This window comes from Parafrankia irregularis, assembly GCF_001536285.1.
In the GTDB taxonomy this organism is placed as follows: Bacteria; Actinomycetota; Actinomycetes; order Frankiales; family Frankiaceae; genus Parafrankia; species Parafrankia irregularis.
The window spans coordinates 205,293-223,815 of record NZ_FAOZ01000004.1; the positions used below are offsets into that span (position 1 = coordinate 205,293).

The window sequence follows — 18,523 nt, forward strand, 5'->3', positions numbered from 1 at the left end:
ACCCGTCTGGGTGGCACGCCGGCCCGCAAGAGCACGAGGTGCGAGATGGAGTCTGCAGAGACCGGCCCGGGCCGGATTGACGACGAATGGGTCGAGAAACATTTCGACCATCTGTCGCCCGAACTCGGCCGAGACTTACACGCGACGCTGGCCCGGGCACGTTCCCGGTGCCCGGTGGCACACAGCGACCAGCATGGAGGCTTCTGGGTCGCCACCCGGAAGGAGGACATCCTCCGTGTTGCCCAGGACTGGAAGACCTTCAGCTCCGAAGACGGAATCACCGTACCGGTCCCACCCGGTCCGCCGATGAAGATCCTTCCGGTGACGGTTGACCCGCCGTTGCAGCGGGAGTTCCGGCAGCTGACGAATCCGTATTTCCGTCCGGCGGTTGTCAGTGAATGGGAGGCGCCGACCCGCGACCTGGTGAACCGTCTCATCGATGGATTCATCGAGGACGGCTCCTGCGATTTCATGGAGGCGTTCGCGCGGCCGTTCCCGGGGCTCGCCTTCTTCGACCTGGCGCTGCACGCCCCCGCCGAGGACCTTGACGAGGTCAACGGGTACGCCATCATGGCGTCGCAGCTGCACCGTCCGGAGGCGATGGACTGCCTGATGAAGCTGGCCGGCTGGATCGGTCAGTTCATCGAGAGGCGGCACCGCGAGGGCCCGCGGGGAGACGTCGTCGACGCGGTGCTGGCCGCCGAGATCGAAGGCCGCCCGATCACCGACGAGGAGGCGGTCGGGACCATCCACCTGCTGGTTCTCGGTGGTCTCGAGACGACGGCCGGTGTGCTGGGGATGGCGATGCTGCGCCTGTGCGAGCATCCGGAGATCCTGGCGGCGCTGCGGGAGCGGCCGGAACTCATCCCGAACGCCGTCGAGGAGTTCCTGCGGCTCGACGGCTCGTTCGTCTGCATCGCGCGCACGGCTCGGCAGGACACCGAGGTCGGCGGCCAGCTCATCAGGACGGGTGAACAGGTACTCATGTACTGGGTCTCCGCGAACCGCGACGAGGCCGAGTTCGAGAACCCGGACCTGTTCGACCTCGATCGGACCAGGAACTCCCACATCGCCTTCGGCGCCGGCCCACACCGTTGCGCCGGCTCCAATCTCGCCCGGATGAACCTGCGCATCGCTCTCGACGAGATCGTCCGGCGACTACACGACATCAGGCTCCAACCGGGCGCGGACGTCGGTTTCATGTCGACGTTCAACCGGGCGCCGATATCCGTCCCGATCCTTTTCATGCCCGGCGAGAGGCTGGTCGCCGCACATGACTGACGTCATCCCGACCAGAAGGCTCGGCAGCCTGGAGGTCGGCGCGCAGGGGCTCGGGTGCATGTCGCTCAGCCCCGCCTACGGCGCGGTGGGTGACCCCGCCGAGCTGTTCGCGACCATCCACCGGGCGCTGGACCTCGGTGTCACGCTCCTGGACACGGCCGACATCTACGGCGAGAGTGAGACGCTCGTCGGGCGGGCCATCGCCGGCCGCCGCGACCAGGCGGTGGTGGCCACCAAGTTCGGCATCGTCCTCACCGGCGCAGGTGGGGGTATGGGCGCCCGTGGCGACGCCGCCTACGTGAGACGGTGCTGCGAGCGATCACTGCGCCGGCTCGGTGTCGACCACATCGACCTGTACTACCAGCACCGGGTCGACCCCGAAGTTCCCGTCGAGGAGACCTGGGGTGCGATGGCTGAACTGGTCGCCGAGGGCAAGGTCCGTCACCTCGGCATCAGCGAGGCGTCCGCGGCGACGATCCGCCGCGCGCACGCGGTGCACCCGGTCAGCGCGCTGCAGAGCGAATGGTCGTTGTGGACGCGCCGGATCGAGGACGAGATCGTGCCGACCTGCCGGGAGCTGGGAATCGGCATCGTGCCGTATTCCCCGCTGGGCAAGGGAATGCTCACCGGCAGCATCACCGACCGGGCGGATCTGGACGAAACCGATTCGCGCCGACGGTCTCCCTGGTTCACGGACGACAACCTGCCGCACAACCTGCGGATCGTGGCCGCGCTGCGGGCACTGGCCGAGGAGCGGGGGGTGACGGTCGGACAGCTGGCGCTGGCCTGGCTGCAGAACCAGGGCCCCGACGTCGTGCCGATTCCGGGTACCAAACGGATCCCGCGCCTGGAGGAGAACGCCGCGGCCGTGTATGTCGAGCTTTCCAGCGCTGACATCGAAAGAATCGAGGCTGTCGTTCCCGCCGAGGCCGTGGCCGGCGCCAGCGTGACACGGGAGTACCTGCGCACCACCGACAGGTGAGTGATCAGGCCGGCCTCTCCGGTTGACCGCTGGCGCCGACGATCCGAAGCCGGCACCGATCGGAACGCGGCCGCCCCACCGCCCCGCCGCCCGCACGGCCGCACACCCGGGATCCAGCGCCACGGTCATATCGTACTAATAAGCGGAAAAGGGGCATCAAACCACCTGGCGGCCCGCAAGAGTGAAGGATTTTGGTCGTCCGAACGACGAATACCCTTCACTCTTGCGACTCGCCAAACCAGCCACCGGGCTGTCGGGCTCGGAACGACACGATCCGCCCCAGCAGGCCCGGCCGCGGGCAGTCGGTCACCCGGACCGGGACGAGCTTGCCGGCGAAGCCCTGCGGGTCCACCGCCAGACGCGGTAATGGGAATGACCTGGTCGCCGGACGGCCGCTGGCTCGCCACCGGCAGCACCGACCGTAGCGTGGCCCTCTGGGACATGGGGAATCCCGAGGCGCCATCACAGTGGCGTCCTCACGGTGGGGTGGTCTCCGGACGGGCGGTGGCTGGTGACCGCAAGCACCGACGGAGCCGCCATGGTCTGGCAGATCCTCTGACGGGCTGTCGCGTCGGCGCCCGGCGGAGGATCAGGATGTGGCGACGTCGATGAGAGCGTCGGTGACAGCTCGCGGCTCGGTGATCATGAGGTCGTGCCCGGTGTCGATGTCCCAGAGCCGGCCGGCCGCGCGGGCCTTCGCCGTCAGCTCCGGGTCCCTGGTCGCCAGGGTGGAGGTGCAGACGATGTGGTACTGCGGGATCGCCCACAGGGCGTCCTCGTTGGTGAGGGCCAGCGGCTGCTCGAAGCACCGCCAGGGGTGCGGGGTCAGCCGGTCGGCCATCCAGGCGATGTCGTCCGGGTCGGTCACCCCGTAGAAGGCGCCGGCCTCGGGGAACGGGATGAGCACGAGCTCGACGCCGTCCACGATCTTCCCCATCGGGCGGGTGGCGGCGATGATCGGCCCGGCGACGTCGAGCAGCGACTGGCCGTTGACCGGGTTCGCCGCGTCGAGGTAGACGAGGCGCCCGATCCGGTCCGCGGCGCGGTCGGCGACGCCGGTGATGACCATGCCGCCGTAGCTGTGCCCGACCAGGATCACGTCACGCAGGTTCTCGTGGTGCAGCATCGCGACAACGTCGTGGATGTGCAGGTCGAGGTCGACGTGCGGGCCGACGAGGTGCGCCCGCTCACCTAAGCCGGTCAGCGTCGGCGTGTACACCTCGTGCCCGGCCGCCCGCAGCAGCCGCGCCACCGGCTGGTAGCACCAGCCACCGTGGCCGCCGCCGTGTACCAGGACGTATGTAGCCATTGATGCCTTCTCCTCCGCATTGATGGTGCTGGCGAGATCGCAGGTGCCGGTCGAGCTGGTGCCTCACGGAACCGTCGAAACCTGGACCAACCACCCGAGTAACGTGGTTACCAGAGTAACCGTGTTACTCTGAAGGCGTCAACCGAGATCGTCGCGGCTGATGCGGCTGATGCGGCGGCTGGGCGCAGGGGGCGTGCTGGCGGGGAGACGGACGCTGGGAACACATCGAGGGGGCCGGCGCGGTGGCGGAGTCACGGTCGGCCGACGCGATCATCGACGTCGTCGTCGGGCTGCTGGAGTCCGAGGGCTACGACGCGGTCCAGCTACGTCTGGTGGCCCGTGAGGCCCGCGTCTCGCTTGCCACGATCTACAAGCTCTTCGGCACCCGTGACGAACTGATCGTCGCCGCCGTCGAACGGTGGATGGCGCGGAACAACTGCGCGCCGGTGCCCGCCCCGCCACCTGGCGAGAGCCTCTACGACGGCCTGATGCGGGTGTTCCGGCACGTCTTCGAACCATGGGAGCACAGCCCGCGCCTGCTCGAGGCCTACCACAAGGCCCGTGCCACACCGCCCGGTGATCGGCTCGAACAGCAGACCATGACCATCATCGAGCCCGCGGGCCGTGCCGTGCTCGCGGCCGGTGAGCCCGGCTACGTCAGCGACATCGGCCTCCTGCTGACCAACGTCGCCTACGCCGTCGTCGCCAGGTTCGCCGCCGGAGAGCTCGACATCACGGCCATCCTCCCGACACTCGAACGCGCCGCCTACCGGCTCACCGCGAACAACGAACCCGCCGCCAGAGCGGCCGGCGCGCATTCGGTGGAGACCCGCCAGACGCAGCGGCAGCCGCGGCACCGCGAGGGCGCATGATCGCGCATCGGTCCGATGCCGCGTCGGTCCGATGCCGCGTCGGTCCGCGTTCGCCCACTGTTGCCGCGCTGCTCCAAGGACGCGCTGCTCCAATGATGCGGTGCTCTAAGGAGCAGTGGTGACCCGGCCGAGGCGGACGGCGGAGCGGTCGGCGGGCGTCAACGCTCCGGCGTCGGGCAGCGGAACGACGACCAGCTGCCGGTCGGCATGCGGATTCTCCGCCGGCTCCCGCCGGTTCCAGGTGTGGAACGCCAGCCACCATGTTTCCTCGCCAGAGGCCCTGTCGATCGAACGGAACGGTTCCGCGCCACCCGGGCCGACGCCCGCGGTGCCCGTACGCAGCAGCGATTCGGGACGCACCGTGCACGGACCGAGCGGGCCGGCGCAGGTCGCGCTCCCCGTCGCGTAGTCGGGGCTGTGCCAGTCGCCGGCGGAGAACAGCAGGTCGTAGCTTCCGCCCCGGACCAGCATCGCCGGGCCTTCGACGAGGCCGTGCTGCCAGTCGAGCGTCGGCCTGAGCAGGGCGGTCGGCTCGCCGAGCAGCGTGCGGCCGTCGGCGGCGAGGCGCTGAGCCCAGATGGTCGGTGTGGTCCCGGGCAGGATGCCTTCGCTCTTCCACGTCAGGTACCGCTCGGCCCCGACGGCGTACGGACTGGGGTCGATGCTTCCGCCCTCGGCTTCCTGGCAGATCGCGGGGCTGGTCGAGACGTCGATGAACGGCCCGGTCGGACTCGTCGCGTGCGCGGTGGAGACGCACTGGTGGCCGGTCGCGGCGACCCTCGTCACGTAGTACAGGACGTATCCGCCGTCGACCTCGGCGACGGAGGGAGCCCAGGTGGTGAAGCCGGTGTCCTGCGCCCAGCCGGGCAGGTGCGGCAGGGCGTCGCCGGCGCGCACCCAGCTGCGCAGGCTCGGATCGGTGCTGGTGAGGACGGGCACGTGCGCGCCGTCGGCGTTGGTTCCGTAGGCGTAGGTGACGCCGTCGATCGTCAGCAGGTACGGATCCGCGAGGTTGGAGCCTCGGACGACCACGGCGGACCGCGGCTGCGCGGGATCCCCGGGGGTGGGCGTTCCGGCCGGCGGCTCCACCTCGGTCGACCCTGACGACGAGCCGCTCGGGCCTTGGCCCTGGCCGTCGTCGGTGGGAGCAGCACCGGCCTGGGGCGAGCCTGCCTGGGGCGAGGAGGCGGCGGCGAAAACGCCCTTCACGCCGCTGCCCGTGATCGCCAGCGCGGCGACGACCACCATCAGCACGACCAGGCTCCCGATGATCACGGTCGCCCGGCGGACTCGCCACCATGGTCGCCGCGCCACCGAGACGCCCGCCGAAACCGCGGTTTCAGCCGGCGTCTCGGTGGCGGAACCGAAAGCGAAGCTGTCGGTGGCGGCAGGGTCGGGACAGGGATCAGGCCTGGCCGAGACCGGCACGGTGGCAACCTCCAGGGCGGAGCGCGGTTCGGGCACTCGTCACCCTGGACGTCTCACATGTGGGTCTGATGTGAAGAACGTTCGAGGCCCGTCAGGGCTGCTCCGGCAACCGGCGTGCGGCCATCGTTCCCTGCCGACGAATCAGGTCTGACGGGCTGGGCTGACGTTCAGGCGCCGACCGCGGCGAAGACGTCGTGGTCGGCGGCCGCCGTGCCGAGACGCTCCAGCAGCGCCGCGGTGATGGGCGGGTCGACCTTCACCGTGATGCCCCAGAGGTAGAAGCCGTGCAGGATCCCGCGGCCGATGGCGCGCCACGCCTCGTCCCACTCCGGCGCCCGCACGCCACCCGCCCGCAGCCGGTCGAGGTAGTGCGCGAGGAGGTCGCGTTCGCTGCGGCGGCGGTCCGCGACGGTCAGCGCGGACGCGATGTGATAGCCGACGTCGATGTACCAGGGGCCGCGCTGGACCAGCTGCCAGTCCAGAAAGGACGGGCGGCCGGCGCCGTCGAGGAAGACGTTGCCGATGTGCGGGTCCCCGTGGATCACGGCCCACGGTGACGCGGCGGCGGTTTCGGCGGCCAACCTGCGGTAGGCCGCCACCAGGCGTTCGGCGTCGCGCGTCTCGTCGGGGACTCCCGCACCGATCCAGCAGGCGAAGTTGGCGGAGATCTCGGGCAGGCCGCGGCTCCGGAGGTATCCGTCCAGGCGGCTCCGCAGCCATCCGACGTCCGCGAGGGACGGGTCGGCCCAGGTCGCCGCGTGCAGGGTGGCCAGCTGGTCGAGGCTGTCGGCGGCCTGGTCCGGTGTGTAGTCGCTCAGCCCGTCGAGGAAGACACCGCCCTCGGCCACCACATCCTCGGTGATGACGATGTTCGCGTCGGTGCGCGCGTCGACGTCCGCGAAGACGCTTCGCAGGGTGCGGACTCCGGTGCGGTCGGCGAGGTCCCGGTAGAAGCTGGTCTCGGGCACCCCGGCGGGGCTCGCCGACCGGCCGATCTCGCTGAAGTAGCCCTTGGCGCACAGGTGGGGCGACAGGCCCTTCGGGACCCCGCCGGTGCAGTCGATCCGGAACCGGGCGTTGGTCGAGACCCGGCTGACCACCGGGCCGGGGGTGACCTCGACGATCTCGATCCCCGGGTAGCGGATCGCCAGCGCCTTGTTGAGCCATCCAGGGGAGAGCACCTCGTGGAGCTCGTCGGGTAAGGCGACCACGGATGCGGATTCAGCGGACACGGCTTTCCCCTCTTGTCGGGCATGGCGCTTGTCGGGCACAGCGCTTGTCGGGCATGGCGCGCCCGCCCTGGTCAGGCAGGCTCGGAAACGGGTGCTGGGGCGGAGGCGGGTGGGGGCGCAGCCGGGCCCGACGGCCGCCGGGCCGGTGAAGCCGGCGGGCCGGCGGCGCGCCGGGCCCGGCAGGCCCGGCGCCGGTCAGGCCCCGGCGACCTCGTAGCTCGTCGGGTATCCCTTGTCGTCAAGCGTGCTGATCAGGCCGCCCTGCACGCAGGAGGCGGGCGCTGCGGAGGACGCCTTGCCGCCGCACTGGAACTTCTGCCCACCCGAGCCGGGCAGCTCCTTCTCCGGCATCGTCTTCAGCGCGTTGATGATCGTCGCGGGGGTGACCTCACCGGTGAGGTCCGCCAGCGCCGTCTGCAGGCCCGCGACCGCCGTGAAGATGTTGATACCGGCGATCTTGCTTGTGTCGATGTTCTTGCCGTAGGTGGCGGCGACCGCGTTGTACAGGCGGGTCGAGGGGTTGTCCGTACCGACCGGGGCGATGGCGGAGATGCTGATGCCCTTGAGCTGGTCGCCGGAGATGGCGGTCCGGGTCGAGTCGGTGACGCACTGGGCGATGGCACTGATCGGGCCGGTGAACCCGACCGCGTTCAGCCCGTTGAGAGCGCTGATGCAGAACGAGTCGTTGCCGAGGATGAACACCTCGCCGTCGTCCTTCGCGATCTGCTGCATCTGCGGTGTCATGTCGGCGGTGCCGATCGGGACGGCGACCAGCTCGAACTCGATGCCCGCCTTCTTGTAGATCGCGGGCGCGCTGGCCTCGAGCGCTCCCTTCGCCGCCGGGACGTCGATCACGACGGCGGTGACCTTCTTGACGCCCTCCTTCTGCGCCACCTTGAGCGGGAGCCCGATGGTGCCGAAGGTCGCGTCGGCGAACGAGAACGTGCTCTTGGAGTCGGCCAGCAACGCGGTGGCGCTGGTGGAGTAGAGGACCACGGGGATGCCGGCCTCGTGCAGCGGCGTCCAGGCGCTCTCCTGGGCGGCGACGCCGCCGATGATCACCGCGGTGACGTCCTGTTCGATCATGCGGTTCGCGCAGTCGGCGGTTATGCCGGGATCGGCCTGGGACGCGCAGGTCACCAGCTCGATCGGCCGGCCCGCGATGCCGGAGCGGTGCTCGTTGAGGTAGGCCACGGTCGCCTTGCCGGCCTCGATCTCGACGGACTGGTCGACGGTCGCCGCCTTCCCGTCGGAGACGAGCCCGATCTTCACCGGCTCGCCGGCGGCCTTCGCCACCGGTCCCAGTACCTCGGTGGCGTTCGTGGCATCGCCGGTGCCGCTGGCGCCACCGGCCGTGTCGGAGCTGTCGCTGCCACAGGCCGCGACCAGCAGCAGGCAGGCGGCCAATCCGCCCGCCACAGCGCCTAACCGCACCGCGGCCGGCCGCGGTGCCACCACTCGCCGACGTGTTGTCCCTCGGCGGAAGCCGTTCTGCCGCATGGGCGGAGTACCTCGTTTCGCTTGTCAGCGGTCGACGATCAGGACCGGCGGCCGGTTGTTCCGGGGATCGGGAGGTCGATCGATCGGCGGGTGCGATCGATCGGTGAGGTGCGATCGGCTGTTCCGATCGGCTGGGTGTGATCGGCCACGACGCCGGGCCGTGCGGTTCGCGGCCCGGGTTCGCGAGTCCCGAGGTCCGCGACCTGCGATGCCGGCCGCCGGATGACTGTGAGGAGGATCGCAACACCTCCGAGAGAAGTCAACGTTCTACCTAAAACGAGATGGGGTCTTCCCAAATCGCGCCTAGCCGGCCTACATTCGGGTCGTCAGCTGACTACGGCGCCTCGCTCGTCCGGTCGCGCCCCAGCCCCTGATCGCAAGCCCCTGATCGTTCGCGGGGGCCGGGCCGCCCTGCCCGCACGGGACTCCGCGTCACCCGCGGGAGGCGCCGTCTCGCCTACGAACCCGTCCCGGCCGAACAGACCGACCGGCAGACGGAACGACCGAACGACCGAACGACCGACTGAACCGACGCAGAGGAGGAGGTGCCGCGTGGCGAAGGGGGCCTTCGACGGCTTACGTGTCGTCGAGCTCGCCCAGTGGGTGTTCGTGCCCGTCGCCGGTGCGCTGCTGGCGGACTGGGGCGCCGATGTGATCCGGGTCGAGCGGCCCGAGGGCGACCCCTACCGTGCGCTGGCCACCCAGGGCATCGGCACCGATGGCGGCGGCGGGGTGAACCTCTCGGTCGCCCTGGCCAACCGGGGCAAGCGCTCCGTCGCCCTCAACCTGCGCACCGAGGCCGGCCGGGCGGCGCTCGACCAGCTCCTCGAGTCGGCGGACGTCTTCCTGACCAGCTTCCGGCCCGGCGCCCTGGAACGTCTCGGCCTCGGCGCCGACGAGCTCACCCGGCGCTTTCCCCGCCTCGTCTACGCCCGAGGGCACGGTTTCGGTGCCCGCGGCCCGGGGGCCGACCGGCCCGGCTACGACTCGTCGGCCTTCTGGGCGCAGGGCGGTATGGCGCACGTGCTGACGCCACCGGACCGCGACGCGCCGATCGGCCAGCGCGGCGCGATGGGTGACCGCAACGGCGCGATGGCCCTGGCGTTCGGGATCGCCACCGCGCTGCTGGGCCGCGAACGGACCGGCGAAGGGTCCGTCGTCGACGTCTCACTGCTGGCCACCGCGATGTGGACGCTGTCCTCAGACGTGCTGGCGGCCCTCGCGGGTGGGCGGCCGCGGGCCATGTCCGGGCGGCAGGGTTACGTCAACCCGCTCGTCGGGGCGTACCGGACCAGCGACGGGCGGCACATCCAGCTGGTCTTCCTGGAGGCCGACCGCTACTGGGCCGACTTCTGCCGCCTCGTCGGGCGCGACGACCTCGCCACCGACCCGCGCTTCGCGGACCTGCGGGCCAGGGCCGAGAACCGCGAGGCCTGCGTCGCCGAGCTGGAGGCCGAGTTCGCGAAGCGGTCGTTCGACGAGTGGAAGGAGCTGCTCGGCCGGATCGACGCGCCGTGGGCTCCCGTGCAGGCCGTGGAGGAGCTGCTCACCGACCCGCAGGTGCTCGCCAACGACTACCTCGGGGAGGTCGTCGTCGAGGGCGGGCCCAGGTATTCGCTGCCGAACGTGCCCGTACAGCTCGACGGCGCGCCGCCGGCACTGCGCCGGGCCCCGGAGCACGGCGAGCACACGGAGACGGTGCTGCTCGGCCTCGGCTACACCTGGGAGCAGATCGTGGAGCTCAAGGACGCCGGAGTGATCCCGTGACGGAACAGCCGCGGACGACCGAAGGTCAGCCGACCCGGCCGTTGCCGGTTCCGGACGCGGTGTCGGCCGGCTACTGGGAGGCGGCGGCCGGGGGAGTGCTCACCGCGGCCCGCTGCGGACGCTGCGCTGCCTACGCGATCCCACCTGGCCAGGTCTGCCCGTCCTGCGGCAGCACCGACCCCGACTACGGCTTCGAGCCGGTCAGCGGGCGGGGCGCGGTGCGGTCCTGGACCGTCGTCCGTCAGGCGTTCCTGCCCGGGTTCTCCGCCGACGTGCCGTTCGTCCTCGTCGACGTCGAGCTCGCTGAACAGCCTGAACTGCGCATGATCGGCCGGCTGCTGGACGGGCCCGCGGCCCCCGGGCTGCGGCTCGGCGCCCAGGTGACGGCGGCGTTCGAGGACGTCGCTCCCGGGGTGGCCGTACCGGCCTTCCAGCTCGCGGACGCGTCCGGGCGGTCTGGGGAGGCGTCATGAGCCGCCGGTTCGCGGCGCGCGGCCAGGTCGCGATCGTCGGCTACGCGCACAGCGACGTGTGGCGCCACGCCCCCCGGCCGCTCGGCGCCCTCGCCGTCGACACCGCGCGCGAGGCCATCGCCGACGCGGGACTCAAGCCCACCGACGTCGACGGGTTCGTGACGGCGCCGCTGTTCCCGACCGCCGGCGCGCACGCCGTCGAGGACGGGGTCAGCACCGTGACGGCGCAGTGGCTCGCCGAGCATCTCGGTGTCACCCCCGCCTACACGTCGGGATTCTCGGGGATCGGGCAGCTTCCCGGGGCGCTGGGCCTGGCGGTCGGTGCCCTTGCCAGCGGCGCCGCCGACTACGTGCTTCTGCACCGGGCGCTGCACAACCCGCCGGGCCGCTACCACGGCAACCCCATGCGGGAGGCGGCGGGTTCCCAGCAGTGGACGGCCCCGCAGGGCTTCTTCGGCCCGCTGCCGATGATCGCGCTGCCCTACAACGAATACCTCCAGCGTTACGGCGCCAGCCAGGAGGCGATGGCGGCCGTGGTGACGGAGGCGCGCAAGAACGGCGCGCGGATCCCGTGGTCCTACTGGCGAGACAGGCCGCTCAGCGCCGAGGAGTACCTCGCCGCGCCGATGATCAGTGACCCGATCCGCCGCTTCGACTGCGACCTGCCGGTCGACGGGGTGGCGGCGTTCGTCCTGACCTCCGCCGAACGGGCCCGGGACCTGCCGCACCGGCCGGTTCACATCGCCGGGATCGCCACCGCCGCGCCGCCGCGCCGCCGGCTGCCGCTGCACTGGCCGCTCGACGACATCATGGCCGCCGGCACCGGCCTGGCCGGGCGGCTCTGGGAGGCGGCCGGGGTCGGGCCGGGCGAGGTCGACCTGCCGCAGCTCTACGACGGCTTCTCGCCGTTCGTCTACTTCTGGCTCGAAGCCCTGGGGCTGTGTCCGGTGGGGGAGGCGCACCGCTTCGTCCAGGACGGGCGCATCGACAGCGACCGCCCCGACGGGCTGCCGGTGCTCTCCGGTGGCGGCGCCATCGGGAACGGCCGGATGCACGGCATCCCCCAGATGCTCGAGTGCTACCTGCAGCTGTCCGGCCGGGCCGGGCCGCGCCAGCGCGAACGGGCGACGGTCGGCGTCGCCTGCCAGTCCTCGCCCCACTTCGGCGGCGCGGTCGTCTACACCACCGAGCCCGCCTGAGAGGCAGCCCGAGACAGGGCCCGAGACAGGAAGGAGCGAGCACCGTGACGGAGATCCTCGCCGAACGCCGCTCGTACATCGCCGGACGCTGGGTCGACGGCGAAGAGTCGTTCGACGTCGAGAACCCGGCCGACGAGTCGGTCGTGACGAGCGTGGCGTCGGCGTCGCCGGCCGATGTGGAGCGGGCCATCCTCGCCGCGCGGGACAGTTTCGACCAGGGCACCTGGGCCGAGATCCCGGTGGCCGAGCGGGCGCGGGTGCTGCGTGCCCTGCTCGACCACATCGAGACACTGCACGCGCCGCTGGTCGCCAGCATGGTGGCCGAGGCCGGCCAGCCGGTGCTCTTCGCCGAGTTCGCGCAGTACGCGGCCGGGCTCATGCTCGCCCGCAACACCATCGACCTGTACCTGTCGATGCCGCACGAGCAGGCCAGCCCCGTCCCGCTCGACGAGCTGGTGCGCGGCGGGCTCAAGGCGAGTGTGCGCCGCCACGAGCCGGTCGGGGTCGTCTCGGCGATCACCCCCTACAACGGGGCGATCATCATGGCGTTCCAGAAGCTGATCCCGGCGCTGATGGCCGGCAACTCGGTCGTGCTGCGCCCGAGCCCGCTCACACCGATCTCGTCGCTGGCCTTCGGCGCGGCGGCGGAGGCGGTGGGCCTGCCGCCCGGCGTGCTCAGCGTCGTGATCGAGGAGGGCTCGGCCGGCGCCGAGCTGCTCACCAGCCACCCGGCGGTGGACATGGTGTCCTTCACCGGCTCCACCGCGGTCGGCCGGAGCATCCTCGCCCAGGCCGCGCCCACGGTGAAGCGGGTCGCCCTCGAGCTCGGCGGCAAGTCGGCGCAGATCTACCTGCCGGACGCGGTGGAGAAGGTCGCCGCCGGCGCGGCGGCGGTGGTGGCGATGACCGCCGGGCAGGCGTGCGTCGCGGCCACCCGCATCCTGGTGCCCGCCGATCGCAAGGACGAGGTCGTCCAGATCGTCGCGCAGGCCTACTCCGCGCTGACCGTCGGCCCGCCGTCCGATCAGAAGGCCACGATGGGCCCGCTCATCAACGCCGCCGCCCGCGAGCGCTGCGCCCGGATCATCGCGGCGGCCGAGCAGCACGGCGGCAAGGTCGCCCTCGGCGGCGGCCGCCCGGCCGGGCTGGACCGCGGCTACTACGTCGAGCCGACCGTCCTCGACCTGCCGGACAACAGCAACCCGGCCGCGCAGGAGGAGATCTTCGGCCCGGTCGTGAGCGTGCTCGGCTACCGCGACCTCGACGACGCCGTGCGCATCGCCAACGACAGCCCCTACGGGCTGGCCGGCCAGGTCTACGGCGCCGACCTCGCGGCGGCGACCTCGGTCGCGCGCCGGCTGCGCACCGGCGCGGTGAACGTCAACGCCGGCCTGTTCAGCGCGTACGCCCCGAGCGGCGGCTACAAGCAGAGCGGCCTGGGCCGCGAACGGGGACCGGACGGCATCCGGGCCTTCCAGGAGGTCAAGCACATCGCCGTCGGCGAGCTGCGCTAGCGGCTCGCCCGGAGGCCGCGGGCCCGCCCGTCCCGCCTCGCCTCGCCTCGCCCGGACCTGACCAAGAGCAAGAGCAAGAGCAGGAGACATGACCTCTGACCCGAACGGCCTGAACCTCGACTGGCTGATCTCGGTCGACGACCACGTTCTCGAACCGCCGCACCTGTGGGTGGAGCGCGTCCCGGCCAAGGACCGCGACCGCGCTCCGCACATGGAGATCGACGAGAAGGGGATGGATTTCTGGGTCTACGACGGCAAGAAGTTCCCCAGCTCCGGCCTGTCCGCGGTGGCCGGCAAGTCGAAGGAGGAGTTCTCCCCGGAGCCCCTCGCCTACAGCGAGATGCGCCCTGGCTGCTACGACGCCGCCGAGCGGATCAAGGACATGGACCAGGCCGGCGTCCTCGCGTCGCTGTGCTTCCCGACGCTGCCCCGGTTCTGCGGGCAGCTGTTCTACGAGGCCTCCGACCGGGACTTCGGGCTGGTCTGCCTGAAGGCCTACAACGACTGGATGCTCGAGGAATGGTGCGGCGCGGCCCCCGGCCGGTACATCCCGCTCGTCCTCATCCCGCTGTGGGACCCGGCGCTGGCCGTGAAGGAGCTGGAGCGCTGCGCCGCGAAGGGCGCGACGTCGTTCGCGTTCTCCGAGAACCCGGAGCCGCTCGGCCTGCCGACGATCCATGATCCGTCCGGCTACTGGGAGCCGGTGATGGCCGCGGCCAACGACCTGGAGATGGTCGTGTCGATGCACGTCGGCTCGTCGTCGCAGGTGCCGAAGATCGCGTCGAACACCCCGTTCATGGCGAACCTGACCTGGGGTGCCATGCGTACCTCGGGAACCATGCTGTCCTGGCTGTTCTCCGGCCTGTTCCAGCGGTACCCGAACCTGAAGATCGCGCTCTCGGAGGGCGAGGTCGGCTGGATGCCCTACTACCTGGAGCGGGCCGCGCAGGTCGTCGACAAGCAGCGCTACTGGGTCCAGCGGGGCGCGACGTTCGGGGACCACGGTGCCGTGACCAGCGTCGATCTGGACACCTTCGACGTGCGGGCGACGTTCCGGGACCACGTCTTCGGCTGCTTCATCGAGGACCACCACGGCATCGCCAGCATCGCCGAGATCGGCGAGGACAACATCATGTGCGAGACGGACTACCCGCACTCCGACTCCACCTGGCCCAACTGCATCCAGACGGTGAAGGGCATCATCAGCCACCTGCCGGCCCAGACCCAGTACAAGCTGCTGCGGGGCAACGCCGAGCGGCTCTACCGCTTCACGCCTGCCGAGCCGCCCGTGCTCGCGGGGGTCTGAGGTGGCGGTGAGCGGCGCCGTCACGGTCACGATCGACCGGGGGCGGTGTATCGGCAGCGGGATGTGCGTGATGTACGCGCCCGCGACCTTCGAGCACGACGACACGGCCAAGGTCGTACTCGTCGAGCCGATCGGCGACTCTCCCGAGACCGTGGAGAACGCGGTGGACGCCTGCCCCACCGGCGCACTGACCCTCGTCCCGGCTGACGCCTCCCCGTTAGAAAGGGAACAAGCATGAGTTCCACCGCACTGCTCGACGGCAGGAGCGCGATCGTCACCGGCGCCGGCTCAGGTGTCGGGCGGGCGTCCGCGCTGCGCTTCGCCGAGGAGGGCGCCCGGGTCGTGTGCGCCGACATCGACCTCGGCTCGGCGAAGGAGACGGTCGGGCTGATCGAGGCCGCCGGCGGCACCGCTGTCGCCGTGGCCTGCGACGTCTCCCAGGAGGACGACGTGGCGGCGGCGGTCGCGGCCGCCGTGGAAAGCTTCGGCCGGCTCGACATCATGTTCAACAACGCGGGGATCCCGACGCCACGGCTCGGGGCGGGCTTCACCGACCACACGGTCGCCGACTTCGACCGACTGGTTTCGGTCAACCTGCGCGGGGTGTTCCTCGGCTCCCGGCAGGCCGTGCTGAGGTTCCGCGAGCAGGGCGACGGCGGGGTCATCGTCAACACCGGCTCGGTCGCCGGCCTCGTCTCCTGGGGTGGCTCCGTCTACGGCGCCACCAAGGCCGGGGTGCACCAGCTGACCCGCGCCGTGGCCATCGAGGGCGCGCAGTACGGCATCCGCGCCAACGCCATCTGCCCGGCGGGCATGCCGGCGACGAACTTCATGGCCGCCGGCGGCATGCCGTCCAGCCCGGAGCTGCTGGAGGCGACATCCCGGCAGGTCGGCGCCTCGCACCCGCTCGGCCGCCCGATCACCGCCGAGGACTGCGCCGAGGCCGCGGTCTTCCTCGCCTCGGACCGCGCCGCCAACATCACCGGTGTGCTGCTGCCCATCGACGGCGGATACGTGGCCAGGTGACGGACCGATGACAACGACCCACCTTCTCGACCGCGACCGGGTCCGCCGGCTGTTCGACCTGCGCAGCAGCTACAACGCGATCGCCGGCGGCGACTACACCGACGACCCGTACCCGGCGTGGCGGCGGCTGCGTGAGCAGGCGCCGGTGCACGAGGGCACCGTCCACGAGCTGACCGGCTACCAGGGCCAGGCCAGCTTCCACGGCCTGCCGGAGCCGGACCGCCCGCACTTCTCGACGTTCAGCTTCGCCGTCTGCGACGAGGCCTACCGCAACGAGGAGCTGTTCTCCTCGTCGACGAGCCTCGGCCTGGAGGGCGACGTCGGCGTCGGCGCCAGCCTGCTGACGATGGGCGGGAACCGGCACCGCCGCTACCGCGCCCTCGTCCAGCCGTCGTTCGTGCCGGCGAAGGCCAAGTGGTGGATCAGCCGGTACATCGAGGAGACGGTGCAGCTGCTGATCGACAGCTTCGTCGACGACGGCCGTGCCGAGCTCAACGTCGACTTCTGCGCGGCCATCCCGGTGCTGACGATCACCAGCAGCTTCGGCGTCCCGGTCGAGGAGGCGCTGGACATCCGCGAGGCGCTGCACCAGCCGGCGAAGGTGATCCAGCACCTCGCGCCGATCGTCGCCGCCCGCCGCGAACAGCCGCAGGACGACCTGATCAGCATCCTGGTCGAGGCGGAGGTCACCGACGAGGACGGCGTCCGGCACCGGCTGACCGACGCCGAGATCTACACGTTCGCCGTCCTGCTGCTGCTCGCGGGTTCCGGGACGACCTGGAAGCAGATGGGCATCACGCTGACCGCCCTGCTGACCCGCCCCGAGGTCCTGGCCGCCGTCCGGGAGGATCGCTCGCTGCTGCGGCCGGCGATCGAGGAGGCCGTGCGCTGGACGCCCACCGACCCGATGTTCTCCCGGTGGGTCACCGAGGACGTCGACTTCCACGGTGTGCACCTGCCCAGGGGGTCGGTGCTGCACCTGTGCATCGGAGCGGCGAACCGGGACCCGGCCCGGTGGGATCGCCCCGACGAGTTCGACCTGCACCGGCCGATGAAGCGCTCCCTCGGCTTCGGTGGCGGGCCGCACATCTGCCTGGGCATGCATGTCGCCCGCGCCGAGATGGCGGTCGGTATCGGCGCCCTGCTGGACCGGCTGCCGAACCTGCGGCTCGACCCGGACGCGGCGCCGCCGCGGCTGATCGGGATGTACGAGCGCGGAGCCACCGAGATCCCCGTGCTGTTCGGCTGACGACCGCGGTTCGGCTGATCCGCCGGAACTCACCTATCCCCTACCCGAGAGGCGACACCATGAGTTCACCGGGCTACCAGGCGCCCGACCTCGCTCTTGTCGGCGCCGAGCACGTCCGGCGCTACCGGGAGACCGGCGGCGAGGTCGGCTACGAGTGGAACGGAGTGCACATCCTGCTGCTCACCACCACCGGGCGGAGCAGCGGCCAGCCGCGCACCAATGCGCTGATCTTCGCCCGGGACGGGGACGACTACCTGGTCGTGGCCTCCATGGGCGGCGCGCCGGAGCATCCCCAGTGGTACCGGAACCTGCTCGCGAACCCGGCGGCGGAGATCCAGGTGCGGGCGGAGCGCTTCACGGTCCGTGCGGCGACGGCGTCCGACGCGGAGAAACCACGGCTGTGGGAGATCGTGACGAAGGTGTGGCCGAACTACGACGCCTATCAGGCGCGTACCGAGCGGCCCATTCCGGTGGTGGTCCTGTCACCGGTCTGAGCGCGGGTACTGTTCCTCCCATGGGCTGGGCTGAACGTGCCGCCGACCGGTCGCCGGTGGTGCATCGCTCCCGCTCCCGCAGCATCCAGCAGACGCGGGGCATCGTGGACGCCGCGCGCCGCCTGATCGCCGTCAAGGGATCCTCCTTCACGACCCAGGAGCTCGTGAAGGAGGCCGGCGTCGCGATGCAGACGTTCTACCGGCACTTCACGGGAAAGGACCAGCTGCTTCTCGCCGTCATCGAGGACGTCGTGGCGGAGAGCGCCCTGCGGTTCGAGGAGGCCGCGCGGGCCATTCCCGATCCGCTGTCGCGGCTGCGTTACTACCTGACTACCACGGTGGACGGCCTGTTCGAGGACATCGGCTGGTCCCGGTTCGTCACCTCCGAGCACTGGCGGCTGCGCGAGCGCTTCCCGAAGGAGATAGCGGACGCCGACCAGCCCTTCACCGACCTGATCGAACGGGAGCTGCGGGCGGCCCAGGACGCCGGCCTGCTGCCGCCGAGCGATGTGGGCCGGGACGCGGAGATGGTCGCCCGGGTCGTCATGTCCGTGTTCCACCACTACGCGTTCGCCCATGGGCGCTGGTCGCCGCAGGACATCGGTGACTATCTCTGGGAGTTCTGCCTGGGCGGGATCAGCCGGGCGGACAACCCCCGGCTGACCGCCCTCACCGTCGCACCGGGGGCCTCGGCGGGCCTGGAAACCGGTGGCCATCCGGCCGAGGAACAGCAGAACACCACCCCGTAGCTGTCGGCCGGGTAGCTGTCGGCCGAACGCCCGGCGGGCGAACACCGGCGGCCGAACGCCGGCCGCCCGGTCCACGCTCGCACCACCTGGTCCACACCTGCGCCCGCGGCCGCCGGGCCGCCCGACCACGGCTGGACACGGC

The 18,523-nt window shown here is 71.2% G+C and carries 18 protein-coding genes and 1 pseudogene; 15 read left to right on the top strand and 4 right to left on the bottom strand.

Features of this window, described 5'->3' with window-relative positions:
- Positions 1-45 precede the first annotated feature (45 nt).
- From AWX74_RS07915 to AWX74_RS42455, 4 genes and pseudogenes are all read left to right on the top strand, one after another.
- Entirely contained in the window at positions 46-1,281 is a 1,236-nt protein-coding gene (locus tag AWX74_RS07915; protein WP_091273229.1) for a cytochrome P450, read from the top strand.
- Positions 1,274-2,263 carry an aldo/keto reductase gene (locus AWX74_RS07920; protein ID WP_091273232.1) on the top strand — a complete coding sequence of 330 codons (990 nt, stop codon included), beginning with the start codon at positions 1,274-1,276 and terminating at the stop codon, positions 2,261-2,263. Before AWX74_RS07915 ends, AWX74_RS07920 begins: the two co-directional genes overlap by 8 nt.
- 366 nt (positions 2,264-2,629) lie before the next feature.
- Positions 2,630-2,692 (top strand): annotated as a pseudogene (locus AWX74_RS42450) (hypothetical protein); the annotation flags it as partial.
- A 19-nt stretch (positions 2,693-2,711) separates the two neighbouring features.
- Positions 2,712-2,822, top strand: coding sequence for a hypothetical protein (locus tag AWX74_RS42455; RefSeq protein WP_397313097.1), 111 nt, complete (start codon positions 2,712-2,714; stop codon positions 2,820-2,822).
- A gap of 30 nt (positions 2,823-2,852) precedes the next feature.
- On the opposite strand, the gene AWX74_RS07935 is transcribed toward AWX74_RS42455, so the two are convergent.
- A complete protein-coding gene (locus AWX74_RS07935) occupies positions 2,853-3,572 on the bottom strand; it encodes an alpha/beta hydrolase (protein ID WP_091273236.1) in 720 nt (239 codons plus the stop codon).
- A 242-nt stretch (positions 3,573-3,814) separates the two neighbouring features.
- Here AWX74_RS07935 and AWX74_RS07940 point away from each other — a divergent pair, with 242 nt between their 5' ends.
- Complete coding sequence (locus tag AWX74_RS07940) at positions 3,815-4,444, top strand: TetR/AcrR family transcriptional regulator (protein WP_091273237.1); 630 nt, start codon at positions 3,815-3,817, stop codon at positions 4,442-4,444.
- A 105-nt stretch (positions 4,445-4,549) separates the two neighbouring features.
- On the opposite strand, the gene AWX74_RS07945 is transcribed toward AWX74_RS07940, so the two are convergent.
- From AWX74_RS07945 to AWX74_RS07955, 3 genes are all read right to left on the bottom strand, one after another.
- Positions 4,550-5,719: a glycoside hydrolase family 43 protein gene (locus AWX74_RS07945; protein WP_242666132.1), complete on the bottom strand. Its 1,170-nt coding sequence runs from the start codon at positions 5,717-5,719 to the stop codon at positions 4,550-4,552.
- Between the two features lie 320 nt (positions 5,720-6,039).
- A complete protein-coding gene (locus AWX74_RS07950; RefSeq protein ID WP_091273239.1) occupies positions 6,040-7,104 on the bottom strand; it encodes a phosphotransferase family protein in 1,065 nt (354 codons plus the stop codon).
- A 195-nt stretch (positions 7,105-7,299) separates the two neighbouring features.
- Positions 7,300-8,604 carry an ABC transporter substrate-binding protein gene (locus AWX74_RS07955; RefSeq protein ID WP_091273241.1) on the bottom strand — a complete coding sequence of 435 codons (1,305 nt, stop codon included), beginning with the start codon at positions 8,602-8,604 and terminating at the stop codon, positions 7,300-7,302.
- 552 nt (positions 8,605-9,156) lie between these two features.
- Between AWX74_RS07955 and AWX74_RS07960 the strand changes: the two genes are divergently transcribed.
- From AWX74_RS07960 to AWX74_RS08005, 10 genes are all read left to right on the top strand, one after another.
- Entirely contained in the window at positions 9,157-10,371 is a 1,215-nt protein-coding gene (locus tag AWX74_RS07960; RefSeq protein WP_091273243.1) for a CaiB/BaiF CoA transferase family protein, read from the top strand.
- A complete protein-coding gene (locus AWX74_RS07965) occupies positions 10,368-10,844 on the top strand; it encodes a Zn-ribbon domain-containing OB-fold protein (RefSeq protein WP_091273246.1) in 477 nt (158 codons plus the stop codon). Before AWX74_RS07960 ends, AWX74_RS07965 begins: the two co-directional genes overlap by 4 nt.
- A complete protein-coding gene (locus AWX74_RS07970) occupies positions 10,841-12,043 on the top strand; it encodes a thiolase family protein (protein ID WP_091273249.1) in 1,203 nt (400 codons plus the stop codon). Before AWX74_RS07965 ends, AWX74_RS07970 begins: the two co-directional genes overlap by 4 nt.
- Before the next feature lie 44 nt (positions 12,044-12,087).
- On the top strand, positions 12,088-13,557 hold the full coding sequence (locus AWX74_RS07975) for an aldehyde dehydrogenase family protein (protein WP_091273252.1): 1,470 nt from the start codon (positions 12,088-12,090) through the stop codon (positions 13,555-13,557).
- Positions 13,558-13,645: 88 nt separating this feature from the next.
- Positions 13,646-14,863 (top strand): amidohydrolase family protein, encoded by a 1,218-nt coding sequence (locus tag AWX74_RS07980; protein ID WP_091273255.1) that lies wholly within the window; start codon positions 13,646-13,648, stop codon positions 14,861-14,863.
- A gap of 7 nt (positions 14,864-14,870) precedes the next feature.
- Positions 14,871-15,101: a ferredoxin gene (locus tag AWX74_RS07985; RefSeq protein ID WP_242666134.1), complete on the top strand. Its 231-nt coding sequence runs from the start codon at positions 14,871-14,873 to the stop codon at positions 15,099-15,101.
- The gene (locus tag AWX74_RS07990; protein ID WP_091273257.1) at positions 15,098-15,889 is read left to right on the top strand and encodes an SDR family NAD(P)-dependent oxidoreductase; all 792 of its coding nucleotides are present in this window, start codon (positions 15,098-15,100) and stop codon (positions 15,887-15,889) included. The genes AWX74_RS07985 and AWX74_RS07990 overlap by 4 nt, the downstream gene beginning before the upstream one ends.
- A 7-nt stretch (positions 15,890-15,896) precedes the next feature.
- The gene (locus AWX74_RS07995; RefSeq protein ID WP_091273260.1) at positions 15,897-17,138 is read left to right on the top strand and encodes a cytochrome P450; all 1,242 of its coding nucleotides are present in this window, start codon (positions 15,897-15,899) and stop codon (positions 17,136-17,138) included.
- 59 nt (positions 17,139-17,197) lie between these two features.
- Positions 17,198-17,632, top strand: a complete 435-nt coding sequence (locus AWX74_RS08000) for a nitroreductase family deazaflavin-dependent oxidoreductase (protein WP_091273261.1) — start codon at positions 17,198-17,200, stop codon at positions 17,630-17,632.
- A gap of 20 nt (positions 17,633-17,652) precedes the next feature.
- Positions 17,653-18,381, top strand: coding sequence for a TetR/AcrR family transcriptional regulator (locus tag AWX74_RS08005; protein WP_054570769.1), 729 nt, complete (start codon positions 17,653-17,655; stop codon positions 18,379-18,381).
- The last annotated feature ends 142 nt before the right edge of the window (positions 18,382-18,523 follow it).